Below are 16,367 nucleotides of genomic sequence, written 5' to 3' on the forward strand. Positions count from 1 at the left end.
CTATTTACCTAGCTTTTCAGCAATTTCAGTTAAGCTGGTAGGGTCGTCAATCGTCGAAGGCACCACATATTGTTCACCTTCTGCGATCTGTCGGATAGTTCTGCGTAAGATCTTACCTGAACGTGTCTTAGGTAACCTCTCAACAACCAAGGCTTGCTTAAAACAGGCGACCGCGCCAATCTCATTGCGAACCTTGCCAACCAACTCCGCTTGCAACTCAATGCCATCGACTTTTACGCCATCTTTCAGCACAACTAAACCAAGAGGTAGCTGCCCTTTTAAGTCATCGTGGATACCGACTACCGCACATTCTGCAATGGCTGGGTGACCACCCACTATCTCTTCCATTTCTCCGGTCGACAGACGGTGTCCCGCCACGTTTATCACATCGTCGATACGACCCATGATAAATAGATACCCATCTTCATCAAGATAGCCACCATCCCCAGAAACATAATAGCCCGGGAACTGACTCAAATAGCCGGATTCAAACCGATCATGATTGCGCCATACCGTAGGTAAGCAACCAGGCGGTAATGGTCGTTTAAGTGCCACAAACCCTTGTTGATTCGTTTGTGCGATTTCACCCAATTCATTGAGGATCTCCACTTGGTAACCGGGTACTGGCTTGGTTGAAGAACCCGCTTTCACTGGCAAAGATTCAAGCCCTGTTGGATTGGCAGAAATAGCCCAACCCGTTTCGGTTTGCCACCAGTGGTCGATAACCGGTTTATTGGTATGAGACTCGACCCAATCCAATGTTGGCGGGTCCAAACGCTCTCCCGCCATAAAAATCGACTTGAGCGATGATAAGTCATACTTGGTGAGCAACTCACCTTCAGGATCTTCTTTCTTGATTGCTCTAAACGCTGTTGGGGCAGAAAACAGCACATCAACATTGTATTCTTCACAAACACGCCAGAATGCGCCTGGATCGGGTGTTCTTACCGGCTTGCCTTCAAACAGAATAGAGGTGCAACCGTGAATCAGTGGCGCATACACAATATAGGAATGCCCCACTACCCAGCCGACATCGGAAGCTGCCCAAAACACACCATCTTGCGGCATATCGTAGATAGTGCTCATCGAGTATTTCATGGCGACCGCGTGACCACCATTGTCACGCACCACGCCTTTTGGCTTACCCGTCGTCCCTGATGTATACAAGATATATAGTGGGTCAGTAGCTAGAACAGGCACACATACGTGAGGCAAAGCATCCTCAACAGCTTGCTGCCAAAGTACATCACGTTCGTTGTTCAATTCGGCTAGAGACTGCTCTCTTTGGAATACCACCACTTTCTCAGGCTTCCAACGACTGTCCATGATCGCTCGATCAACCATCGGTTTATATGGCAAGACTTTGTTTATCTCGACACCGCATGAGGCGGTAATCAAGACCTTGGGTTCAGCATCTTCAATTCGAACGGCAAGCTCATGAGGAGCAAATCCGCCAAACACCACGGAGTGAACCGCGCCTAGTCGTGCACAGGCTAGCATTGCCATTGCTGCTTCAGGAATCATTGGCATATAAATCACCACACGATCGCCTTTGGTAACACCTTGCGTTGCTAACATCCCCGCGACTTTAGCCACTTGGTTACGCAGTTGGTCGTAGGTGTACGAAGATTGATGTCCTGTAACAGGAGAGTCGTAAATCAGCGCGGTATTATCACCTCGCCCATTTTCACAATGGTAATCAAGCGCCAACCAGCAGGTGTTCATCACCCCATCAGGAAACCAACGTTCAATACCGTTATCGTCAGTTTGTAATATCGTTTTTGGTGGTTCAAACCAATCGATCGCTTGTGCTTGTGTTTCCCAGAACGAATTGGGGTCTTCCCTAGCCCATTGATACTCGGTGATATAGTCTGTTTTTCTGTTCATTCGATTCGTAGCAGACATAGTGCCTCCTCCATGATTTATCCATTAGTCCAAGCGCCTAGCTTTTGGCTGTAGCACTTGATTGCACTCTTTTCTCAGCGTTGTGTTCGTGAACATTTAACCGTTCACGACAATCGCTTTACTTAGGAAAAGGCACTCGAATGGCACCTTCCATGATCACTCGAGCACTACGACTCATAATTGCCCGTTCTATTTTCCAACCGCTTTCCGTCTGAATAGCTTTAGCACCCACTTTTAAGGTTCCTGATGGATGACCAAAGGTCACAAAATCTCGGGAACCCTCACCGACTGCCAAGTTCACTAACGTACCTGGCACACTCGCCGCTGAAGCAATGGCGACCGCTGCCGTACCCATCATGGCGTGATGCAGTTGTCCCATAGACAAAGCACGCACCAGAAGGGCAGTATCTTCGACAGCAACCGATTTACCACTGGAGGCTTGGTACGCTTGAGGCTTAGCAACAAACGCGACTTTAGGTGTATGTTGACGTGATTCAGCTTGTTCTAAAGAATCAATCAGACCCATCGCTACTGCACCATGTGCTCGTATGGATTCAAACAGAGCCAAGGCTTTGGTATCACTATTGATATCTGATTGAAGTTCAGTGCCTTGGTAACCAACCGATTCAGCATCAATAAAAATGGTCGGAATCCCTGCATTAATGTATGTCGCTTTGATGCAACCCAGATCTGGAACATCTAAAAAATCGACAACATTCCCTGTTGGGAACATAGAGCCATTCGCATCGGCTGGATCTAGGAAATCGACTTGGATCTCAGCAGCGGGGAAAGTGACACCATCAAGCTCAAAATCACCCAGTTCTTGGACTTCACCACCAGCGATAGGCACATGAACAATGATGGTTTTCTCTATGTTCACTTGCCATACTCGCACCTCGACCACGCCGTTTTCTGGAATACGATTCGAGTCGACTAGGCCACTATGAATAGCAAATGGGCCCACTGCAGCAGACAGATTGCCGCAGTTACCGCTCCAATCAACGAACGGCTTGTCTATTGCTACTTGGCCGAATAGGTAATCAACATCGTGATCGGCTTTACTGCTTTTCGAAACAATAACGGTTTTACTGGTACTGGATGTTGCACCACCCATGCCATCGGTTTGTTTGCCATAAGGATCTGGACTACCAATCACGCGCAGAAGTAATGCGTCTCGAGCTTCTCCGGCAACTTGCGCATCTTCAGGTAAGTCACTTAAGTTGAAAAAGACACCTTTGCTTGTTCCACCCCGCATATAGGTAGCAGGTACTTTTATCTGTTTGATGTTCATAACTAGCTCCTAATTTGCAAGAAAGTCTTTGGCGAAACGTTGCAATACGCCACCAGCGCTGTACACATTCACTTCGTCTGCCGTGTCTAGTCGGCAGGTCACAGGAACATCAAGCTTTTCACCGTTTTTACGAGTGATGACTAGAGCCAAATCAGAACCTGCTTGGATGTCACCATAAACGTCGTAAAGCTCGGTACCGTCCAATTCTAAGGTGTCGCGATTGGTCCCCGCTTTGAATTGCAAAGGCAGCACGCCCATGCCAACCAAGTTGGTTCTGTGAATTCTTTCAAATCCTTCAGCCACAATCACTTCAACACCCGCTAAACGCACACCTTTGGCAGCCCAGTCACGTGATGAACCTTGTCCATAATCCGCACCCGCCACGACAATCAAAGGCTGTTTACGGTTCATGTAGGTTTCAATCGCTTCCCACATTCGCGTAACTTGACCTTCAGGTTCAACTCTTGCTAATGAACCTTGCACGACTTCCCCAGCGTCCTTCACCATTTCATTAAACAGCTTCGGGTTGGCGAACGTCGCTCGTTGCGCGGTTAAATGATCACCTCGGTGGGTCGCGTAAGAGTTAAAATCCTCTTCCGGCACTAGCATTTTTGTGAGGTATTCCCCCGCAGCGCTCGAAGCGAGAATCGCATTTGAAGGAGATAAGTGATCGGTCGTGATATTGTCACCCAGAATAGCCAAAGGCCTCATGGCAGATAGGCTTCGTTCTCCTGCAAGAGCACCTTCCCAATAAGGTGGTCTGCGAATATAGGTACTTTGAGGTCGCCAGTCATAAAGCGGTTCAGTCGTCACCTGTTCCTCGTCTGGCTGGAACATTTTCACGTAGATTTGTTGGAATTGCTGAGGCTTAACATGTTCACCGACAACAGCATCGATCTCCGCATCACTCGGCCATAAATCACTTAAGTAGATTGGCTTGCCGTTGCTGTCAGTGCCTAAGCTGTCTTTCTCGATATCAAAGCGAATCGTGCCAGCCAAGGCATAAGCAACCACCAATGGCGGTGATGCTAAAAACGCTTGTTTGGCATAGGGATGGATTCGACCATCGAAGTTGCGATTCCCTGACAACACAGCGGTTGAATACAGGTCGCGGTCGATGATCTCTTGTTGGATAGCAGGATCTAGGGCTCCGCTCATACCATTACAGGTAGTACACGCATAACCCACGATACCGAAGCCTAATTGTTCAAGTTCGGGAAGCAAACCTGCCGACTCGAGATAGAGCTTGGCAACTTTAGAGCCCGGCGCAAATGACGTTTTCACCCACGGCTTACGAACTAATCCAAGCTGATTGGCTTTCTTAGCCACTAATGCTGCGGCGACCACGTTTCTTGGGTTGCTGGTGTTGGTACAAGAAGTAATTGCCGCAATGATTACGGCACCATCGGGCATCTGATCATCGCTGTACTCCTTAGCATGCTGCTCTTTCCAAGATGCTTGACTGATGCCTTGTTCAGCCAGCTCTCTGGTTGGCAAACGACGATGGGGATTGGATGGCCCTGCAAGATTGCGCTCAACCTTCGATAAATCAAACTCTAATACACGCTCATATTGAGCAGAATCGAGATCGTCAGCCCATAACCCGGTTTGCTTGGCGTAGCGTTCAACTAATTCAACCTGCTCAGGCTCTCGACCGGTGAGCTTCAGGTATTGAATAGTCTGCTCATCGATATAGAACATACCCGCTGTCGCACCGTACTCTGGCGTCATGTTGGAGATGGTTGCGCGGTCACCAATGGTCAGAGCACGAGCCCCTTCACCGAAGAATTCCAAATAGCTTGAGACCACTCTCTCATTGCGAAGGAACTCAGTAATCGCAAGCACAATATCCGTTGCAGTTATCCCTTCTTGTCGTTGACCCGTCAGTTTAACGCCGACAATATCAGGCAATCGCATCATCGACGGACGACCGAGCATCACTGTCTCAGCTTCCAAGCCGCCCACACCAATCGCAATAACGCCCAGAGCATCAACGTGCGGTGTATGGCTATCGGTACCAACACAGGTATCAGGAAACGCGATGCCTTCTTTAGATTGAATAACTGGAGACATTTTCTCCAAGTTAATCTGGTGCATGATCCCGTTACCAGCAGGGATCACACTCACGTTTTTAAACGCGGTTTTACACCATTCAATAAAATGAAAACGGTCTTCGTTTCTCCGCTCTTCAATCGCGCGGTTTTTATCAAAGGCTTCGCTATCAAAGCCTGCGTGTTCCACTGCCAGAGAGTGATCAACAATCAGTTGGGTTTCGACCACTGGGTTTACCTTGGCAGGGTCTCCGCCTTGGTCGGCAATTGCATCGCGTAAACCAGCCAAATCTACTAGGGCTGTTTGACCAAGAATGTCATGACATACAACGCGCGCAGGATACCAAGGAAAATCTAAGTCGCTCTTGCGTTCAATGATCTGTTTTAAGCTGTCTTCAAGCGTTTCAGAATCACAGCGTCTTACCAATTGTTCCGCCAACACTCGCGACGTATAAGGCAAGGTTTTATAAGCGCCCGGGGATATTGCTTCTACCGCTTCGCAAGCGTCGAAATATTCTAAGCCCGTTCCCGGTAGAACCTTTCGATACTTGTTTTCATCAAGATCTTGGTTTCTTTCAAGTTTTACATCAGACATACATCCACCATTATCTGTTAAATTCTATTCGTTGGTTCTCGAGGCCTTATCACATGAAGAGAAAAGTCACCTCGAGATATAAGTCGGCTCGATATAGAGGACTAACGTAGATGAATAGGTAGCCAGTCTTGATGCTCTGGGCCGGTATAGTCTGCACTTGGACGAATGATGCGATTATTTTCTCTCTGTTCGAACACGTGCGCCGTCCAACCCGTAAGGCGGCTCATCACGAAGATCGGAGTAAATAATTTGGTTGGAATATCCATGAAGTGGTAGGCCGATGCGTGGAAAAAGTCCGCATTACAAAACAGTCCCTTCTCGCGCTTCATTACCGCTTCAACACGTTCTGAAACGGCGTAAAGCTGTTTATCACCCACCTCTTGAGCTAGCTCTTTTGACCAACACTTGATTAGAGCATTTCGTGGATCGCTCTCACGATAAATGGCATGACCGAAGCCCATGATTTTGTCTTTGTTAGCAAGCATCTGCATGATGTTAGTTTCTGCTTCATCAGCGGTTTGCCAATCTTGGATCATTTCCATCGCCGCTTCATTTGCTCCACCGTGCAATGGGCCTCGCAGTGTGCCAATCGCTGCGGTGACACAAGAGTGGATATCTGACAGTGTGGATGCACACACACGAGCGGCAAAGGTTGAAGCATTAAACTCATGTTCTGCGTAAAGGGTTAGCGAGCAGTGCATCACCTTCTTATGAAGTTCACTAGGTGTTTTATCCGTTAGCATTTTCAAGAAGTAGCCACCCAGACAGGCTTCACTTTGATCTTCAGTATCAATTCGCACGCCATCATGGCTAAAGCGGTACCAATAACAAATAATGGCAGGGAAAAGCGCGAGCATTCGTTCAGTCGCAGGCAGTTGCTCAGAAAAATCAGTCTCTTGCTCTAGATTACCTAGCATTGAACAACCCGTTCTCATCACATCCATCGGATGAGCGTCAGCAGGGATAAGCTCTAATGCTACTTTCAAAGATTGAGGCAAGCCGCGTAGGCCAACCAACAATGTTTTGTAATCATCAAGCTCTTTTTCAGTGGGTAAATGACCTCTTAGTAGCAGATGCGCCACTTCTTCGAACTGAGCATGATTAGCAAGGTCAGTAATATCATAACCACGGTAGGTTAAGCCGGTTCCTGACTGGCCTACGGTACATAGCGCCGTAGTTCCCGCACTTTGGCCACGTAGACCAGCACCACCGATTGCAGGTGCGCTTACTGGTGTACTTGCTGTTTTTGCGCTTTGTTGTTGGTTTTCTGTTGAAGCCTTATCGACAGCTGCTTTATCACTCAAAGATACAGACATGGTGAACTCCTTTTCTGTGTTAGCCGCCTGCACTCTTTGGTGCTGCCTGTTTATGTGTCCGGTGATCTTTATCATCGGTACTGGATATGGCGACTAACCATTTCACGTTATTGGATTAAGTTGATTTTTGATTAATTGAAACTGGTTTTACCCTTCACTTGAAAACAACTGATCAAGCTTGTTCTCGTAGTCGTGGTAATTAAGGTGTTCGTAAAGCTCTTTACGGGTTTGCATTGAATCCAACAGAGCTTCTTGATTGCCTTCAACTAACAAGTGCTTGTAAACATTCTCCGCCGCTTTGTTCATCGCACGGAATGCACTCAGTGGATAAAGCACCATATCGACACTTGATTGGGCCAACTCGTTACAGTTATAGAGCGGTGTTTGGCCAAACTCAGTGATGTTCGCAAGAATAGGCACGTGTTTACCCGTTGCTGATTTCAGCGCTGCCGAGAACTTCACGTATTGATCGAGTTGATTCATAGCTTCAGGGAAAATCATGTCAGCGCCCGCTTCAACACAAGCAATCGCCCTTTCAATCGCACTATCAATGCCTTCAACCGCCAATGCATCCGTACGCGCCATAATCACAAAGCTCTCATCGGTTCTAGCATCGGTTGCCGCTTTTACTCTATCGACCATCTCTTGTTGGCTCACAATCGCTTTATTTGGTCGATGACCACAGCGTTTTTGCGCGACTTGGTCTTCCATATGGATTGCTGCTGCGCCTGCCTTCTCCATAGCGCGAATCGTACGTGCAATATTGAATGCGCCACCAAATCCCGTATCGATATCCACCAGCAATGGCAGATCACACGCGTTGGTAATACGTTCAACATCCACCAACACATCGTTCAATGTCGTAATACCTAAATCAGGCAAACCATAAGACGCATTGGCGATACCTCCACCCGACAAATAGATCGCCTGATGCCCTAAGTTCTTTGCCATCATCGCGCAATACGGATTCACCGTGCCGACGATCTGTAATGGGTCGTTGTCTTGCACAGCTTGTCGGAACTTAGCTCCTGCTGATAACTTCATAATGACGCTCCCTGTTAATTGTTAATTTCTAATCTTTATGACTACTGATGTTTAGCTCTCGCCAGCGAAGAACCGCTAGCAAATACCAGTCGCCAATTAATCAAGATCTTTGGATTGAATTTGTTGCTCTATAAGTAATCGGCTTCCCGAGATGTGTCTTCGCATTAGCATTTCTGCTAGCTCTTCATCACGGTTGCGAATCGCTTGTAGGATGTATTTGTGTTCATCGAGCGCCTCTTTGGGCCGAGACTGAGCCCCAGGCGATTGATAGCGGTACATGCGTAATAGGTGATAAAGCTCATCACACAGCAGCGAAATCAGTTTGCTGTTACGACTCGCTTTAATAATGCGGTAATGGAAATCGAAATCCCCATGTTGATGAAAGTAAGAAGAACCTTCGACTTCATCGATGTATTTTGAGTGTGTCGACAATAATCCTTCAAGCCCGACAAGCTCTTCTTGTGTGATATGTCTTGCTGCTAAGCGAGCCGCCATGCCTTCCAATGCCTCTCGCACCGCGTACAACTCGAGTAGTTTGTCTGCCGAAAAAGTAATAACTCGAGCCCCTACATGAGGAATGCGTTCAATCAAGCCAAGCCCTTCAACACGCATTATCGCTTCACGTAATGGGCCTCGGCTTACCTCATAGCGTTTAGCCAGTTCAGGCTCCGAGATCTTACTGCCCGGTGCTAATTCACCGTTAACAATCGCCTCAACGAGGTACTCAGTGAGGTTTTCTGATTTAGTGTTCTCTTTATCGTTCACACGTGTCTTCGTGTTTGCATTTAAGCTGAGATCTTTTATCGCAGTATTCATATTCACGCTGCTCACTTCTGATTGCTGAACCTTAATTGTCAACAATTTCATAACATGAACATAAAATACACGATTGAATTGTCGACAATCAAGCCAATTGTCGACAATTTAGACTAAGGTAGTATTTTTCATAGACGATTAAAACTAATCCAAAAGGACACTACAAACAACTCAACCATCTGTTATTTATCGATTTAATCAGAGTAAGAGTCACTAACCCCCTATCTACCCTAAAATCATTTGAAACCGATATGTCGACAACTTATAGCCGAAACTTGTCAAAAGCAGCCCCCTTCGTATCTATCCACCAGCTCACCGATAAACAGATATAAAAAAGGCGCACTCATGTGCGCCTTTCATTCATCGAACCCGTTCTAACAAGCCAACCTTTAATCAAGCTATCTGACGAGTAACTTCTAGGTATTTGTTGATATCAACGAAATCAATCTGTTCCGGTTTGAGATACTCTTCTGCATAACGCAGGTGAGTACCGCTGGTTAAGAACAATCTAAACAGTTCGATATCGAGATGCTCGTCCAACGCCATTTTGTACATGATGTCGACAGCAACACTGATTGGCTTCGCCTTCTTATAAGGCCTATCCGCAGCAGTTAACGCCTCAAAAATATCGGAGATCACCAGAATACGTTCTGGGATTGAAAGGTCATCACCAGTCAGCTTCCTTGGATATCCCGTACCTTTGAGTGTTTCATGATGCGTCGAAGCATAGCGAGGAACACGGCTTAGCTCTTTCGGGAATGGCAGATTCTCAAGCATCTTAATCGTGCCAAGCATGTGCTCGTTTATCTTAAATCTATCTTCAGCAGTCAATGTACCGCGTGCAATACTCAGATTGTAGACTTCGCCTAGGTTATATAAGTGCTCAGGCACATCCATTTTAATTTGATGTTTCGGGTCAAATTCTAACGGCCTATCTCTTTTCACTATGTGCTCTGGCTTATCACTCAAAAGTGGTTCTGTGGCTGGTAAACTTGAACTCGGCTCTCGATTCATTGCCTCTATCGGTGATAGACCAAGTTGATCATCAAAGTTACGCGTCCAAGTCGTTTCAGCTATCAAGCGAATACGAGCAACTTTGTCATCACTCATGAATTCACCACCAACATTAGACGTCGCGATAAACTCAAAATCATCTTGTAGCTTCTGTTGCGCTTCAGCCAACTCTGTTTGGATTTGTTTGTTCGCTAGCTTGCCTTCAAGCTGTTTCGTTAATGCTATTATTTCAGCATCACGCCACAATACCTCAAATCGAGTTCTCACCTCGTGAATTCGGTTGTAGTTGGCCTCAAGCTTCGTACCTTTATCGACGATGTGTTCCGGCGTTGTTATTTTTCCGCAGTCATGCAACCAAGCCGCAATTCTAAACTCACGGCGTTCGTCATCATTTTTAAACTCAAAGTCTTTGAAGTGCTCAGACTGCGATTGTTCCGCCGCGTCAGCCAGCATCAAGCCGAGTTCTGGTACACGATTACAATGCCCTGCCGTATAAGCGGACTTATCATCGATCGCTTGAGCGATGAGCTTGATAAACGACTCAACAAACGCCTCTTGCATCTGTTCATGTCGTTTAATCTCCATAGCCATATCTTTTACGGCAACAGATAATTCCCACACTTCTTTGATTCGAGTATCAAGAATTGTCACGTTGTCATAATCACGCAGCTTAACCTTATGAGTCTCTTCCTCTAATTGGCGAATTGGATGCACTATCGGCGCACCAAAAGCCCAAGCAATAGGCAGCGTCAAACTCATCAGTAACACCGTTACACCAACAGAGGTTGCTAGACGTTTATTGACTGTACTGAAGACTTCAGATTCGGGAATCAATACCGCAAAATACTCAGAGTAGTGTTCGCCCGTGTCTATTTTCTTTAAATAAAGATGCTTGATCTCGCCATTTAACTCTACCCTTACCATACTGCCTTCAACCGTTGCTTCCTTAGTCAAATCATAAAGTTCAGTATAAGGAACCGTCGTATTCGTATTAAAGCCGGTATCATGCAGCCACTTTTTCGCTAAGGCATCAAGTTGTTCACCACTTAACTTGCTGATAGCTTGATCAATGATTGGAAGCAATTGTTTATGCTTGCTCTGCAGCACCAAATAGAATTGGTTTGAGTAGTTCTGTTTTAGATCTTCTAGAGTCCCATTGACAACAAGGCCTGGCTGGAAAAACCTATCTAATGCAAACGAGAGTACGGGTTCTGCTTCTAAGAAAGCAAAGTTCTCTTCGCTTTCAATTGAATTAAATGCAGACTCTAGGTTTTCAAATTCAACTAAATCAATGTTCGGAAAATCCTCTCTCAACTTAGGAATAATTGACCACCCAGATAAAATGGCAACTTTTTTACCCTCAAGCTCGGCATAATTAGTGACAACCTTCGCGCCGACCCTTGTCACGATAGAAAATGGCAATTCATAAATTGGAGCCGTGTATAGGCCATCTATGCCATTATTTTTATAATTTTGAACCGATTGCAGGCCATCAATACTTCCTTCTTGAAACTTACTGACAAGCTCGCCCCAAGAGAAACCATTAACAAATTCAAACCTGATCCCTGTCATCTCACCAATCATTTTAAGAAGGTCTATCGCATAGCCGTTTGGTTTTCCCGCCACTGAAAAGTCCATCGGCCCCCAATCATTTTGATTAGACACTAACAGCGGAGGGGTATCGTTAACCAAGGCTTGCTGCTCAGACGATAGCATCAATGTTGGTACATCAAACTCCGATTTCTGATTGTTAACCTTGAGGTTAGACGCAATAATATTACCCGATTTCGAATATAAGAAAGACTCAACCTTACTGTCTTCTGCTAAGCCAAGCGCCGTACTTGATAGTTTGCTAGCCAAAGAAGACAACACAATATCAATACCAATCACATGTTGAACTTCAGATTCTATTTTTGAATCAAACGCTAAAGAATAAGTTTGCCCGGTAATTTGTAAATGCTGGAAAAGATATGGCTGAGTTTTTTCGACCGACTGAACATTAGCAGAAACATACCAAGGCCTGGTCGTTGGAAGGTAGTTGCTCTGCTCCGTAGTTGAGTTTCTTAGCGTAAACTCTTGGTCAAAATATTTCGTCGTACGGACGCGCTCCTCCCCTATATTATGAATCTCAACCACAACCCAACGGTCCGTTTGTTGTGCACCGATTTTTTCTCTAACGACAGGGGCAGATTCTAGATTAATAATTTGGAAGAAGTTTTCATTAGACGAGCCAATGTAAATACTATAAAAGAGAGGGTTATCTTTAATTGCTTCTGAAAGAATAGTACGCGACTCTTCTTTCGATATTTTGTTACTTATAGAACGTTTCACTGAAGAAAGTAAACGCGCGGTATTGGCTGCGTCAGAATCAACCGCGCCGATATAGTTACTCAGCTCTTGGGACACCATCGTCAACTTTGATAGGGTATTCTCAGTCGCCATTTTTTTACTGAAGTAATATTGCAGTGAAACCGCAACAACAGCGGTAAGAAATGTCGCGAGTAAAAACATTCCTCCAACAGTAAATCGTAACGAAATTTTTTTGTCTGTCATTATTCGATCCTTGAATAACCACTAGCTCAGAAATGTAACGTGCCAGCTATAATCATATTATTACAGTAGCACTGCACACCTAGCAACATATTATTCTATATATTAAAGAGCGCCTCTCCATATCACTCTTTGTGTCGCAATAAGTACCCTCTTTAATGATACACAGCAGTATAAAGCGACCAGCAGTCAAAAAATTGTTCACATAAACTCAAGAAAAACCTAGTTATTATTGCTAGAGGAATCCTACAGCCACCTCCCCGTGAACTTTATGAACAATATTAATCCAATGTTCTTTATTCTCAATATCGCCGCATTACAGACATTTCATTAACACACCGTTAACTTTAACGTCATCTACTAACCAACACCTTATTCGTGTATTTAGTAGCTGGATATAAAACATAAGTTTCTCTCCATTGAAGAGATCCCCTACATAAGGAACGTGAACCATGTTCAAGGCACTGAAACCTACTCTTACGGCTTCTATTATCGCAGCAACCTTTTCTTTCAACACTTTTGCTGCTGACGTAGAAAAAATCCACTTCCTAATCCCTGGCGGCGCTGGTGGCGGTTGGGATATGACAGCTCGTGGTACGGGTGATGTATTGGTGAAATCAGACATCGTAGAAAATGTCTCTTTCCAAAACCTGTCTGGTGGCGGTGGCGGTAAAGCGATTGCTCACCTAATCGAAACAGCACAACGCCAAGAAGACACGCTAATGGTGAACTCAACGCCTATCGTTGTTCGTTCACTAACAGGTATCTTCCCTCAATCTTTCCGTGACCTAACTCCGGTAGCAGCAACCATTGCCGATTACGGTGCAATCGTCGCGTCTGCGGATTCTAAGTACAACACTTGGGAAGACGTCGTTAAAGAGTTCGAAACTAACCCACGTAAAGTTAAGATTGCTGGCGGTTCCGCTCGTGGCAGCATGGATCACCTTGTGGTTGCGGCAGCGTTCAAAGGCGAAGGTTTTGATGCGAAGAAAGTGCGTTACATTGCCTACGATGCTGGCGGTAAAGCGATGGCGGCACTGCTTTCTGGCGAAACACAGCTGCTTTCAACGGGCCTTGGTGAAGTACTAGAGATGTCTAAATCTGGCCAAGTAAAAGTGCTTGCTGTGACGGCTCCAAAGCGTCTTGACGCTGCGCCTAACATCCCAACACTGACTGAATACGGCAACGAGACAGTATTTGCTAACTGGCGTGGTTTCTTTGCGGCACCGGGTACAAGCCAAGCAAAAATCGACGAGTGGAATGTAGCGCTAGGCAAAATGTACAAAACCGATGAGTGGCAAGTGGTTCGTGACCGTAACGGTTGGATCGACAACTACAAAGCTGACAAAGATTTTTACGCCTTCCTAGAAGATCAAGAAAAACAGATGGGCGACCTAATGCGTGAGCTTGGTTTCTTGAAATAACCAACAACCATAGAGGGCTTATGTGCCCTCTTACTCTTTCCTGTTTCGCCGTGCATGAGTTAACTTCAAACTCCTTTGTTTATTCGTAGACGTATTACTAACGCTTGCCGATTCGTTGTAAACGCAAGTGGCTGATAAACCAGTACCGTAATTCGCTTACCTTTGGTTAGTGATCCCAGACATTTCATTGACTCGCTCATGTGCGGCTTTTTTACTTTTTATACCACCCCAAATGGAGTTGGATATGTCGGACTTACCAACCAAATTTCTGAGTAAAGAATCTTTGCTTTCGAAGGATCGCATCGGAGCCATGATCTTTATGCTGGCGAGCTTGTGCTACGGCTATCAAACCACGCTGATTCCTCTGTTCCCCGGTGACGAGTACGAACCCTTCACAGCAAGAACCTTACCTACCCTGTTGACGTTTATCGGCATTGGCCTTTCGTTGATCCTGCTAATAACAGGACAACCGGATAAGAAAGTCACATGTGACACAACACCGCTAAACTGGAAACTGCTGATTGGCTTCTTGGTGTTAATGGCACTGTACGGTGTTGGGCTGACTTATCTTGGCTTTGTTTTAGCAACCAGCTTCTTCTTACTTGCAGGCTTTTACCTACTGGGTGAGCGCCGCAAAGCTGTCTTATTTGGCGCGTCGTTTCCTTTCGTTATCGCGTTCTTTCTTTTATTAACTCAAGGCTTAGATATCTACCTAGAGCCTGGTTTAATCTTCACTCTTTGGTAGGGATAACATTATGTTAGACGGAATTTTACAAGGACTTTCTACCGCCGTGATGCCAATGAACATCATGATGGTAATTGTTGGCTGTTTTGTTGGTACCTTTATTGGAATGCTACCGGGACTCGGTCCAATTTCAGCAATCGCGTTGATGATCCCGATTACATACGGCCTAGATCCTTCTTCTGGCCTAATCTTGATGGCTGGTGTGTACTACGGCGCTGTATTTGGTGGCTCGACGTCATCCATCTTAATCAATGCTCCGGGTTGTTCTTCAACGGTAGTAACCGCGTTTGACGGCTACCCGATGGCTCAAAAAGGCCAAGCAGGTAAAGCACTTGCTCTCGCGGCTTACTCTTCTTTCACAGGCGGTACGCTTTCAGCAATCATGCTTTTGATTGCCGCACCGGCTCTAGCAAGCGTGTCACTGAGCTTCCAGTCTTCAGACTACTTTGCGTTGATGCTATTAGGTTTGTCCGCTGTAGCGGCGTTTGCAGGCCCAGGTCAGGTAATCAAAGCGTGGATGATGACTATTCTTGGTTTGATGCTATCAACTGTAGGTATCGACAAAGGTGTTGGCGTTGAACGATTCACTTTTGGCCTTACGGATCTGATGGATGGCTTTAGCTTCCTATTATTAGCGATGGCAACATTCGCACTGGGTGAAACCTTGATGGGTATTCTAAAACCAGAGCAAGACACCAGCGCGGAAGAAAGCCAAAAGATGTCGGATATTGGTAGCATGAAGGTCACCAAAGAAGAGTTCAAAGAAGTGGCACCAGTTTCAATTCGATCTTCTATTCTCGGTTTCTTTACCGGTGTTCTACCGGGCGCAGGTGCCACTATTGCGGCATTCCTAAGCTACGGTATGGAGCGTAGCCTCGCGCCAAAAGACAAGCAGAAAGAGTTCGGTAAAGGCAGTATCCGTGGTCTTGTTGCTCCTGAATCAGCAAACAACGCCGCTTCAAGTGGTTCATTCGTTCCGCTACTAACGCTGGGTATTCCGGGCTCTGGTACAACTGCGATTATGCTTGGTGCATTGATTGCCTACGGTATTCAGCCTGGTCCTCGCTTGTTCGTTGAACACCCAGATGTATTTTGGTCAGTCATCATCTCTATGTACTTTGGCAACATCGTACTGGTTATCTTGAACCTGCCTTTAATCCCTTATATTTCTAAACTGCTAGCGGTACCTAGAACGGTTCTACTGCCAATGATTATCTTCTTCTCAATCACTGGCGTGTACTTGGTGTCATTCAACACGATGGACGTATTTGTGATGCTACTGGTAGCGATGGCTGCGATAGCATTAAGGCTAGCCAACTTCCCATTGGCACCATTACTGTTAGGCTTCATATTGGGCGGCTTGATGGAAGAGAACTTAAGACGAGCATTGATGATCAGCGATGGTGAGTTGAACTTCTTATGGGAACGCCCTATTACGATGACCTTCACTATTCTGGCGGTATTGGTGCTGTCTAGCCCGATTCTAGTGAAGCTATTTAAGAGTTTTAGAGCGAAGCCAGTAGAAGTGTAAAGCTTTATCGAATCAACTAAACCTCAACGAAAGGAGCCATTGGCTCCTTTTTTCATTTAAAGCCTCAATTAAAACCAGCGGTTAA

General features: G+C 45.8%; 10 protein-coding genes. 3 read left to right on the forward strand and 7 right to left on the reverse strand.

Going from position 1 to position 16,367, the window contains the following annotated elements:
- From AB6D58_RS08425 to AB6D58_RS08455, 7 genes are all read right to left on the reverse strand, one after another.
- Entirely contained in the window at positions 1-1,905 is a 1,905-nt protein-coding gene (locus AB6D58_RS08425) for a propionyl-CoA synthetase (RefSeq protein WP_102533675.1), read from the reverse strand.
- Between the two features lie 118 nt (positions 1,906-2,023).
- Positions 2,024-3,196 carry a 2-methylaconitate cis-trans isomerase PrpF gene (gene prpF, locus AB6D58_RS08430; protein WP_372156974.1) on the reverse strand — a complete coding sequence of 391 codons (1,173 nt, stop codon included), beginning with the start codon at positions 3,194-3,196 and terminating at the stop codon, positions 2,024-2,026.
- Positions 3,197-3,205: 9 nt separating this feature from the next.
- Positions 3,206-5,842, reverse strand: a complete 2,637-nt coding sequence (gene acnD, locus AB6D58_RS08435; RefSeq protein ID WP_372156976.1) for a Fe/S-dependent 2-methylisocitrate dehydratase AcnD — start codon at positions 5,840-5,842, stop codon at positions 3,206-3,208.
- Between the two features lie 101 nt (positions 5,843-5,943).
- Positions 5,944-7,158 carry a 2-methylcitrate synthase gene (gene prpC, locus AB6D58_RS08440; RefSeq protein ID WP_102567523.1) on the reverse strand — a complete coding sequence of 405 codons (1,215 nt, stop codon included), beginning with the start codon at positions 7,156-7,158 and terminating at the stop codon, positions 5,944-5,946.
- Positions 7,159-7,305: 147 nt separating this feature from the next.
- A complete protein-coding gene (prpB, locus tag AB6D58_RS08445) occupies positions 7,306-8,202 on the reverse strand; it encodes a methylisocitrate lyase (RefSeq protein WP_009846616.1) in 897 nt (298 codons plus the stop codon).
- Between the two features lie 96 nt (positions 8,203-8,298).
- Complete coding sequence (locus tag AB6D58_RS08450) at positions 8,299-9,018, reverse strand: GntR family transcriptional regulator (protein ID WP_372157004.1); 720 nt, start codon at positions 9,016-9,018, stop codon at positions 8,299-8,301.
- 393 nt (positions 9,019-9,411) lie between these two features.
- Complete coding sequence (locus AB6D58_RS08455; RefSeq protein WP_372156978.1) at positions 9,412-12,585, reverse strand: HD domain-containing phosphohydrolase; 3,174 nt, start codon at positions 12,583-12,585, stop codon at positions 9,412-9,414.
- A 449-nt stretch (positions 12,586-13,034) separates the two neighbouring features.
- On the opposite strand from AB6D58_RS08455, the gene AB6D58_RS08460 reads away from it, so the two are divergent.
- The 3 genes from AB6D58_RS08460 (at position 13,035) to AB6D58_RS08470 (ending at position 16,282) form a co-directional block, all read left to right on the forward strand.
- The gene (locus tag AB6D58_RS08460; protein WP_108162216.1) at positions 13,035-14,006 is read left to right on the forward strand and encodes a tripartite tricarboxylate transporter substrate binding protein; all 972 of its coding nucleotides are present in this window, start codon (positions 13,035-13,037) and stop codon (positions 14,004-14,006) included.
- A 244-nt stretch (positions 14,007-14,250) separates the two neighbouring features.
- A complete protein-coding gene (locus tag AB6D58_RS08465; RefSeq protein WP_136982896.1) occupies positions 14,251-14,751 on the forward strand; it encodes a tripartite tricarboxylate transporter TctB family protein in 501 nt (166 codons plus the stop codon).
- 10 nt (positions 14,752-14,761) lie between these two features.
- Entirely contained in the window at positions 14,762-16,282 is a 1,521-nt protein-coding gene (locus tag AB6D58_RS08470; protein ID WP_012603793.1) for a tripartite tricarboxylate transporter permease, read from the forward strand.
- Positions 16,283-16,367: the final 85 nt, after the last annotated feature.

Source organism: Vibrio sp. 10N.239.312.D08 (assembly GCF_041466145.1).
GTDB lineage: Bacteria > Pseudomonadota > Gammaproteobacteria > Enterobacterales > Vibrionaceae > Vibrio > Vibrio crassostreae_C.